This is a genomic window from Streptomyces europaeiscabiei (assembly GCF_001550375.1).
GTDB classification, from domain to species: Bacteria; Actinomycetota; Actinomycetes; order Streptomycetales; family Streptomycetaceae; genus Streptomyces; species Streptomyces europaeiscabiei.
In genome coordinates, this window is the sequence record NZ_LRTR01000117.1 from 1 (window position 1) to 9238 (window position 9238).

At 71.3% G+C, this 9238-nt stretch carries 9 protein-coding genes and 1 pseudogene; 3 read left to right on the forward strand and 7 right to left on the reverse strand.

Going from position 1 to position 9238, the window contains the following annotated elements; genetic code table 11:
• Window positions 1–48: 48 nt before the first annotated feature.
• The 4 genes from AWZ10_RS05275 to miaA all read right to left on the reverse strand — a co-directional run bounded on the left by AWZ10_RS05275 (window position 49) and on the right by miaA (window position 5075).
• Window positions 49–2202 carry a RelA/SpoT family protein gene (locus AWZ10_RS05275; protein WP_208618451.1) on the reverse strand — a complete coding sequence of 718 codons (2154 nt, stop codon included), beginning with the start codon at window positions 2200–2202 and terminating at the stop codon, window positions 49–51.
• A gap of 298 nt (window positions 2203–2500) precedes the next feature.
• Window positions 2501–3370: a diaminopimelate epimerase gene (gene dapF / locus AWZ10_RS05280; protein WP_060890564.1), complete on the reverse strand. Its 870-nt coding sequence runs from the start codon at window positions 3368–3370 to the stop codon at window positions 2501–2503.
• Between the two features lie 133 nt (window positions 3371–3503).
• Entirely contained in the window at window positions 3504–4034 is a 531-nt protein-coding gene (locus tag AWZ10_RS05285) for a hypothetical protein (RefSeq protein WP_078935381.1), read from the reverse strand.
• A 102-nt stretch (window positions 4035–4136) separates the two neighbouring features.
• On the reverse strand, window positions 4137–5075 hold the full coding sequence (gene miaA / locus AWZ10_RS05290; protein ID WP_046705378.1) for a tRNA (adenosine(37)-N6)-dimethylallyltransferase MiaA: 939 nt from the start codon (window positions 5073–5075) through the stop codon (window positions 4137–4139).
• Between the two features lie 181 nt (window positions 5076–5256).
• Here miaA and AWZ10_RS05295 point away from each other — a divergent pair, with 181 nt between their 5' ends.
• Window positions 5257–5532 (forward strand): hypothetical protein, encoded by a 276-nt coding sequence (locus tag AWZ10_RS05295; protein ID WP_060890567.1) that lies wholly within the window; start codon window positions 5257–5259, stop codon window positions 5530–5532.
• Window positions 5533–5556: 24 nt separating this feature from the next.
• Window positions 5557–5883: an antitoxin gene (locus tag AWZ10_RS05300; protein WP_060890565.1), complete on the forward strand. Its 327-nt coding sequence runs from the start codon at window positions 5557–5559 to the stop codon at window positions 5881–5883.
• 119 nt (window positions 5884–6002) lie between these two features.
• Here the strand turns inward: AWZ10_RS05300 and AWZ10_RS05305 are convergent, their stop codons facing one another.
• The 3 genes from AWZ10_RS05305 to AWZ10_RS05315 all read right to left on the reverse strand — a co-directional run bounded on the left by AWZ10_RS05305 (window position 6003) and on the right by AWZ10_RS05315 (window position 8875).
• Window positions 6003–6731, reverse strand: a complete 729-nt coding sequence (locus tag AWZ10_RS05305; RefSeq protein WP_060890566.1) for a class III extradiol dioxygenase subunit B-like domain-containing protein — start codon at window positions 6729–6731, stop codon at window positions 6003–6005.
• A gap of 153 nt (window positions 6732–6884) precedes the next feature.
• The gene (gene miaB / locus AWZ10_RS05310) at window positions 6885–8408 is read right to left on the reverse strand and encodes a tRNA (N6-isopentenyl adenosine(37)-C2)-methylthiotransferase MiaB (RefSeq protein WP_078935382.1); all 1524 of its coding nucleotides are present in this window, start codon (window positions 8406–8408) and stop codon (window positions 6885–6887) included.
• Between the two features lie 62 nt (window positions 8409–8470).
• Window positions 8471–8875: a pyrophosphohydrolase domain-containing protein gene (locus AWZ10_RS05315; RefSeq protein ID WP_046705383.1), complete on the reverse strand. Its 405-nt coding sequence runs from the start codon at window positions 8873–8875 to the stop codon at window positions 8471–8473.
• 140 nt (window positions 8876–9015) lie between these two features.
• On the opposite strand from AWZ10_RS05315, the pseudogene AWZ10_RS05320 reads away from it, so the two are divergent.
• Window positions 9016–9238, forward strand: a pseudogene (locus AWZ10_RS05320) (Tat pathway signal protein); the annotation flags it as partial.

Genomic DNA, 9238 nt, shown 5'->3' on the forward strand with positions numbered 1-9238 from the left:
GTTACCGCTGCGCCGCCCGCTGACCTCGTGCGCGGCAGCCCGCCGGGGTCAGTGGGCGGCCGCCGCCTGGTGCTGGGCCCGGCCCACGTCGTACACGCCCGGCACGTTCCGCATGGCCCGCATCAGGTTCGGGAGGTGGGCGGCGTCCGGAAGTTGCAGCGTGTAGGTGTGGCGGACGCGCTGTTGGGTGGGGGGCTCGACGGTGGCGGAGACGATGGCGACGCCTTCGAGGGCGATGGCCTCGGTGAGGTCGGCGAGGAGGTGGGGCCGCTGGAAGGACTCGGCGACGAGGGTGACCCGGAACCCGGTGGTGTTCCCCCAGCGCACCTCGATCTCCGGGCGCCCCAGGCCCTTCATACGCGTCACGGCGGCGCATTCGAGGCGGTGCACGGTCACCACTCCCCCGCGGACGGCGAAGCCGGTGACCTCGTCGGGCGGTACGGGCGTGCAGCAGCCGGCGAGACGTACGGTCGCCTCGGGCCTGTCGACGACGACCACGGCGCCGACGGTGTCGGAGGTGGCGGCGGGCTCGTCCATGGCGGGGCGGAGGGCCGGTGTCCCGTCCTTGCGGGCGCCGTCGCGTTCCCCGGACTCGTCGTCCGCGGCGGGCGAGGGGTGGGTGGCGAGCCAGCGCTGGATGGCGATGCGCGCGCCGGGCGTGTGGGCGTGCTCCAGCCACTCTCTGGAGGGCTCGGAGGCCGGGTCCTGGCCCATGAGGAGCTGGACGGTGTCGCCGTCCTTCAGGACGGTGCTCAGTCTCACCAGACGGCCGTTGACGCGGGCGCCGATACAGGCGTGCGCGTCCTCGCCGTACTGGGCGTACGCCGCGTCCACACAACTGGCGCCCTCGGGGAGCCCCAACGTGCCCCCGTCGGGCCGGAAGACGGTGATCTCACGGTCCTGGGCGAGGTCCTCGCGCAGGGTCGACCAGAACATGTCCGCGTCCGGTGCCGCCTCCTGCCAGTCGAGGAGCCGGGAGAGCCAGCCGGGGCGGGTCGGGTCGATGCGCTCACCCTCGCCGTCGGTCTGCTCCTCGGCGGGAGCCGCGTAGGGATTGCCCAGCGCGACGACGCCGGCCTCGGCGACCTTGTGCATCTGGTGGGTGCGGATGAGGACTTCGGCGACCTGGCCGTCGCCCCGCGCGACGGCCGTGTGCAGCGACTGGTACAGGTTGAACTTCGGTACGGCGATGAAGTCCTTGAACTCCGAGACCACGGGGGTGAGGCAGGTGTGCAGTTCACCGAGGACCGCGTAGCAGTCGGCGTCCTCGTTGACGAGGACCAGGAGCCGTCCGAAGTCGGAGCCGCGCAGCTGTCCGCGCTTGCGGGAGACCCGGTGCAGGGAGACGAAGTGGCGGGGCCTTATGAGGACTTCGGCCTGGATGCCGGCCTCGCGCAGGACTCCGCGCACCTCGTCGGAGATCTCGGCGAGCGGGTCGCCCGCCCGCGCCGCGTTCTCCGCGATGAGCTCGCGGGTGTGCGCGTACTCCTCGGGGTGGAGGATCGCGAAGACGAGGTCCTCCAGCTCGGTCTTGAGCGCCTGGACGCCGAGCCGTTCGGCGAGCGGGATCAGGACGTCCTTGGTGACCTTGGCGATGCGTTCCTGCTTCTCGGGGCGCATCACGCCGAGGGTGCGCATGTTGTGCAGCCGGTCGGCGAGTTTGATCGACATCACGCGGACGTCGTTGCCGGTGGCGACGAGCATCTTGCGGAAGGTCTCGGGCTCGGCGGCGGCTCCGTAGTCGACCTTCTCCAGCTTGGTGACGCCGTCGACGAGATACCGCACCTCCTCGCCGAACTCCTCGCGCACCTGATCGAGCGTCACATCCGTGTCCTCGACGGTGTCGTGGAGCAGAGACGCCGTCAAGGTCGTTGTCTCCGCACCCAGTTCGGCCAGGATCAGAGTGACGGCGAGCGGGTGTGTGATGTACGGCTCGCCGCTCTTGCGCATCTGACCGCGGTGCGAGGACTCGGCGAGGACGTACGCCCGGCGCAGCGGGTCGAGATCGGCGTCGGGGTGGTGGGCGCGGTGCGCGTCGGCGAGATGACTGATCGCGTCGGGCATACGGTCACGGGTCGTCGGGCCCAGGAGTGCGGCGCGGCCCAGACGGCGCAGGTCGATACGAGGTCGGCCCTTCCTGCGGTGCGCTGGTGGCGGCGCAGGGGCGGGCGATACGGCGGGGTTCGTGGCCTCCGCGCTCATGGGCACCTCCGGCTGCGTGGACCGGCGGACGGGTGCCCCATGGCGTGCGGCGGCTCAGGGGATCATGTCGTTCCCCCGTCCGTGCCGGTGCTTGATGCTACCGACCCCATCACGCCCATCCGACCGCCTCTCGCCGAGCGTGAAACGGATCACCCATTCGAGGGAAGGTCGCGAGGTTTACGGTTTCGAGTCACCCCACCCGGGGCGCGCCATCGATTCGCACCCTTGAACGCGCGGTGGGCTTGGATGTACACGGCGACCGCGCTCCGGATGCCGTCATGTCAAGCCCTACCACACCTCAACGCGCCGCGTTTTCCAGCCACTTGGCGTCGATCTCGCCCTCGGCGACGATCACCGCGGGACCGGTCATCTCGATCTCGCCGTCGGGCCGTTCGGTGATCACCAGCGTGCCGCCCGGTACGTCGACGGTGTACGTCGCCGGGGTGCCCGTGACGGCCGGATCGGCGCCGTCCCGGCGGGCGGCGGCCACGGCGACGGCGCACGCGCCGGTGCCGCAGGAGCGGGTTTCGCCGGAGCCGCGCTCGTGGACGCGCATGGCCACATGCCGGGGGCCGCGGTCGACGACGAACTCGACGTTGACGCCGTCCGGGTAGGCGGCGGCCGGGCTGAAGGGCGGCGAAGAGAGCAGGTCGCCCGCCTGCGCGAGGTCGGCCACGAAGGCGACCGCGTGCGGGTTGCCCATGTTCACGTTGCGCGCGGGCCAGCTGTGCTCGCCGACACTCACCGTGACGTCACCTTCGGGGAGGCGGGCACTGCCCATGCCGACCGTGACGTCTCCGTCCTTGTCGATGTGGACCTTCTTCACGCCTCCGCGCGTGGCGACGGCGAGGTCGCCCTCGGCGACATGACCGGCGTGCTGGAGGTAGCGGGCGAAGACACGGACGCCGTTTCCGCACATCTCGGCGATCGACCCGTCCCCGTTGCGGTAGTCCATGAACCACTCCGCCTCGGCCGCCAGCTTCTGTGCCTCGGGGTGCGCGGCGGACCGTACGACGTGCAGCACACCGTCGCCCCCGATGCCCGCGCGGCGGTCGCACAGGGTGGCGACAGCGGCCGGGGAGAGGTCGATGGCGTTCTCGGGGTCCGGGACGATCACGAAGTCGTTCTCGGTCCCGTGCCCCTTGAGGAAGGCGATCCGCGTGCTCATTCGTCGATCGTACGGGAGCGCTCCACCGGAAGGGCCGACGGAGGGTGCCGGGGTCGCTGCGGGTCCATTGCGGCTGATCGTCCGCGCGGCGGACGCCGCATGTCGACACGGCGCTGCTCCCCGCCGGGGCGCTCTAGCGGAGCCGGGCCACCCGCCACACGGCCAGTACCACCACTGCGGCGACGATCAGGACGTAGAGCAGGGCCATCCGCCAGTCCGGGCGGCGGCCGGAGCCGCGGGCGGGCAGGCCGGGCCACGTGTAACCGACACGGCGGGCGGCCATCATGCCCCAGCCGGCCGCGGTGGCGCAGATCAGCAGGCCGAGCATGGCGACCACGGCGCCGCCGTCACCGAACTCGAAGGCGAGCGGGAAGGCGAACATCAGAGAGCCGACCGCGGCGAGGCCCACGATGGGCGCGAGCTGCCAGAGCCGCAGTCTGCGCTGAGGGCGCAGCTCGACCTCGACCTCCGGCCCGGACATCTCGTCCGGTTCCGGTCCGTCGTCGCTCACACCACCGGGAGTCTGGTCCTCGGGACCGTCGGGGCTCAGCGGGTCGCCGTCGGGATCCAGTGCGTACCCCTCGGTAACCAGCTGCTCCGCGTCGTCCGCGGTGCCCTGCTCCGTGCCTTGTGCGGTGTCGCGAGGGCCGGCCTCCATCGCCACGCGCCCTCCCAACTCGGACTCCACTTGGTCGATCGAAGCTCGATGATGGCACGCCCCCGGAGGCCGGGATGACCGCCGGGGCGACCCGATGCCATGACGTGATCAGGCTGTGACCGGTCGTTCGACCAACGCCAGTGCGAGCTGCGGGAGTTCCGTCAGGTCGGCGAGCCCCCCCTTGAGCCAATGCACCCGCGGGTCGCGTCTGAACCATGAATCCTGGCGGCGCGCGAAGCGCTTGGTGGCGCGTACGGTCTCGGCTCGCGCCTCGTCCATGGTGCACTGCCCGGCGAGCGCCGCGAGGACCTGCTGGTAGCCGAGCGCACGAGACGCCGTACGCCCCTCGCGCAACCCCTGCGCCGTAAGGGAGCGCACTTCCTCGACCAGACCGGCGTCCCACATGCGGTCGACGCGGCGGGTGATGCGCTCGTCGAGTTCGGGACGCGCCACGTCGACGCCGATCTGGACGGTGTCGTAGACCGAGTCATGGCCCGGGAGGTTCGCCGTGAACGGCTTTCCGGTGATCTCGATCACTTCGAGGGCGCGGACGATCCGGCGGCCGTTGCTCGGCAGGATCGCGTGGGCCGCCTCGGGGTCGGCGGCGGCGAGCCGGGCGTGCAGCGCGCCGGAGCCGCGCAGGGTCAGCTCCTCCTCCAGGCGGGCTCGGACCTCGGGGTCGGTGCCGGGGAACTCCAGATTGTCGACGGCCCCCCGGACGTACAGCCCGGAGCCGCCCACCAGGATCGGCCAGCGGCCGTCCGCGAGCAGGGCGTCGATGCGCGCGCGGGCGAGCCGCTGGTACTCGGCGACGCTGGCGGCGGCCGTGACGTCCCAGATGTCCAGGAGGTGGTGCGGGACTCCGTCGCGCTCCCCGGGGGTCAGCTTGGCGGTGCCGATGTCCATCCCCCGGTAGAGCTGCATGGAATCGGCGTTGACCACCTCGCCGCCGAGGCGCTGGGCGAGGAAGACACCCAGATCTGACTTTCCGGCCGCGGTCGGTCCGACGACGGCGATGACTCGTGGAGGGGGAACTGCGCTACTCACCGCCCCAGTCTCGCAAATGTCGGGACCTCTTCTCGAACGAGCTACGTGACGCGGGGGAGCCGGGGTCGTTGCGTGTTGCGAGTTCGTAGCGCCGGATTCGAGTACCGGCGGCCCGGATGACGCAATGGGACGCTCCGGGAGAGCGCGGGAATTGGCCCGCATGACTAGCATTGAGGTTGACATGGGCGTTTTTTCACTGTTCCGGCGTAAGGCGAAGGATTCGGAAGAGGCCGCAGTGACGGCACCCGCGCCGACCGCCGAGACCGAGGCGGAGGAGTCGGACGAGGCGAAGGGGTCCACCGAGGCCGCCCGGCCCGAAGCAGAGGCCGTGGCCGAGGGCGAGTCGGCTGAGCCTGCGGCGGAGTCCGTCGACGCGGCGGACGACGTGGAGATCCCCAAGCAGCAGACCGCCGAGCAGGCGGCCGACAACGAGGCCAGTGAGGGCGCCCGCAAGTGACTGCCCCGCGCGGGAAGGTGAACCATGGGTCTGCTGGATAATTTGAAATCCAAACTCTCCCCGGCCAAGGACAAGGTCTCGCACCTCGCCCAGAAGCATGAGGACAAGATCCAGCACGGTCTCGACAAGGCCGCGCACACGGTCGACAGGAAGACCAAGGGCAAGTACAGCGGCCGGATCCAGTCGGGCACGGGCAAGGCGAAGCACGCCATGGACCGACTCGCGCACCAGGACGCCGACGGCCACATGCCGCCGCCTGCGGGCGGCGGCCGCACACCCCCGCCCCCGGGCGGCGGAACCACACCACCGCCCCCGGGCGGCGGAACCACACCACCGCCTCCGGCTTCCTGAACACGTTCACATCGCCGGACGGTCGCGGAGCACCTCATGCTCCCGGCCGTCCGCCGCGTTCGTCAGCGGTTCTCGACCCGCCGTTCTAGATCCACCGTTCTCGACGCGCCGTTCTCGATCTACGACCAGGCAGCCACCAGGTAGCCCACCCCGTACGGCGCGTCGTCGTACAGCAGGCTGCCGCCCAGGCCAGCGTTCTCGGCGGCCCCGGCCAGGATCTGCCACGGGGCGCGGCCCGCGGCCTTGAGTTCGTGTGCCAGCTGTATGTCCAGCGCCTTGAGGGCGGCGATGTCGGCGTCGCCGAGCGCACGGGCGACCTCCGTGTCGAAGCCGGTCGCGCGGTCGTCCAGATACCCGGGGGCCTTCAGCGTCCGGCACGCACTGCCGTCGCCCATCACCAGCAGGGCCACGCGCTCGGCCGACCCGGCGATGTCCCGTCCGGCCTGGACGCACTGCTCGACGGCGCGAGATCCGCCCGCACCGAGCCCTTCCACGGGGGTGCCGGCCCAACCAGTACGGTCGAGCAGCCAGGCGGCGACGGCGAGAGAGACGGGCAGATGGGCCTGGGCGGGCAGATGGGCCTGAGGGGACGCCGTGTCGCCACCGCGCCCCAGGCGGACGTCCAGATCCACACCGAAGCCCCGGAACGAGCCGCGAGAACCCTGCGGGTACTGCCCGTCCTGCCCGGCGGGCCCCACGACCACCAGTCGGTCCGGCCGGGCGGCGGCGAGCACCCCGAGCACATCCGCGCAGGCGTCCCGCGCCGCATCCAGTTCGGGCGCGGCCCCGGCGGCGACCTCGGGCACGAGCAGCGGCGGACAGGGACAGACTGCGGCGGCTACAAGCATGATCCGCAGGGTAACTTCTGCGGCTGAGGGGTGACAGAAGCGCCCTTCAGGGGCGCGGGAAACTGCGCGAACGCCCCCACGCACCCGCAGCCCGCAACCCGCAGCCCGCGGACGACGGCCCTGACCGAGCCGAACTCTCGTCCGAACCGGCGCTCAGTGGCTGCCGCAGCCACCCGTCGTGGCCACCGGCAGCGGCTCCGGCACACCGATCTTGGGAAGGCCCAACATCACACCGGCCGACTTGTCCGCCTGAACGGCGTTCCGCTTCTCCCAGGCGTCGCCCGCCCGTGTGCGGCGTACGTCGAGGACGGCGCCCTCGGCGAGGAGGTGATGCGGGGCGGCGTAGGTGATCTCGACGGTCACGACGTCGCCGGGGCGGACCTCCCGGTCGGGCTTGGTGAAGTGGACCAGGCGGTTGTCGGCGGCGCGGCCGGAGAGGCGGTGGGTGGCGCCGTCCTTGCGGCCCTCGCCCTCGGCGACCATCAGTTCCAGGGTGCGGCCGACCTGCTTCTTGTTCTCGTCCCAGGAGATCTCCTCCTGGAGGGCGACGAGGCGCTCGTAGCGGGCCTGCACGACCTGCTTGGGAATCTGGTTCTCCATGGTGGCGGCGGGCGTGCCGGGGCGCTTGGAGTACTGGAAGGTGAAGGCCTGGGTGAAGCGGGCCTCGCGGACCGCGTGCATCGTCTGCTCGAAGTCCTCCTCGGTCTCGCCGGGGAAGCCCACGATGATGTCGGTGGTGATGGCCGCGTGCGGGATGGATGCGCGGACCTTCTCGATGATCCCCAGGTAGCGCTCCTGGCGGTACGAGCGGCGCATGGCCTTGAGGACCGTGTCCGAGCCGGACTGCATCGGCATGTGCAGCTGCGGCATCACGTTCGGCGTCTCGGCCATGGCGGCGATCACGTCGTCGGTGAAGTCGCGGGGGTGCGGCGAGGTGAAGCGGACCCGCTCCAGGCCCTCGATCTTCCCGCAGGCGCGCAGAAGCTTGCTGAACGCCTCGCGGTCGCCGATGTCGGAGCCGTACGCGTTCACGTTCTGGCCGAGCAGGGTGATCTCGGAGACGCCCTCGGCGACCAGGGCCTCGATCTCGGCGAGGATGTCGCCGGTGCGGCGGTCCTTCTCCTTGCCGCGCAGGGCCGGGACGATGCAGAACGTGCAGGTGTTGTTGCAGCCGACGGAGATCGAGACCCAGGCCGCGTAGGCGCTCTCGCGGCGGGTCGGCAGCGTGGAGGGGAACGCCTCCAGGGATTCGGCGATCTCGACCTGGGCCTCGTCCTGGACGCGGGCGCGCTCCAGCAGGACGGGCAGCTTGCCGATGTTGTGCGTGCCGAAGACGACGTCCACCCAGGGCGCCTTCTTGACGATGGTGTCCCGGTCCTTCTGGGCCAGACAGCCGCCGACGGCGATCTGCATGCCGGGGCGGGTGGTCTTCATCGGGGCGAGGCGGCCGAGGTTGCCGTAGAGGCGGTTGTCGGCGTTCTCCCGGACGGCGCAGGTGTTGAAGACGACGACATCGGCGTTGCCCTCGCCGGCGTCCTCCGGCGCGCGTACATATCCGGCGTCCTCCAGAAGACCGGACAGGCGTTCGGAGTCATGGACGTTCATCTGACATCCATAAGTACGCACTTCGTATGTCTTGCCGCCCACTGCCTGACTCCGGTCGCTGCTGTTGGTCACTCCGTAAGCCTAAGGCAGCGCCCGGGAGCCCTCGTCCCCGAGCGCCGACGGCCTCCGAGGGGTCAGGACGCCCCTCCGGTCCACCCTTGCCTGCGCAGCACCGCCGACACGTCGGGCGCCCGGTAGTGGTCCCCCTTGAGCACCTTGCCGTCGTCGCGGCGGGCCACCCGCCCGTCGGGGCCCAGCTTGGTCATGTTGGCGCGGTGGATCTCGGCGATCACCGAGTCGAGATCGATGCCGTGGACGAGGGCGGTGCCGTACGCCACGTACACGACGTCGGCCAGTTCGTGGGCCAGCCGGTCGAGCGGTCCGTCGACGGCCACCTCGGCGACCTCCGCGGCCTCCTCCGCCAGCAGTTCGCCGCGGTGGGCGGCCAGCTCGGGGGAGACCTCGGTGGGCGCGGTGCGGGCGTCGAGGCCGAAGGCCCGGTGGAACTCGCGGACCAGGCGAGCGGGAGAGGAACTCATCCGGCGACCCTATCCACCGGTCATCCCCTCCGACAGTTCTGTCCGTCTCGCAAGGTCCTGCCCCCCCCATTGCCTTCTTGGTGGCCCCGCAAGTGCCTTTGAGAGCGGTCGCGGCCGGCGCTGTCATCACCCCCACCGTGATGGCCACGACCGGCGACTCCGGCACCGCGAACGCCGCGGACACCGGCACGGAGGGCACGATGGCCGGCACGACGACCGGGACCTTCCCGAGGACCCTCAGCGAGGCCGCCACCGGTGCGGCACCCGTCGAGGCGGCCTTCCCCGTCGGTCCCGTGGGCGTCCGCCGGGGCGGCACCGACGAGACCACCGGCGGCGGCATCCGGCTGCGGACGCCGACGGCGG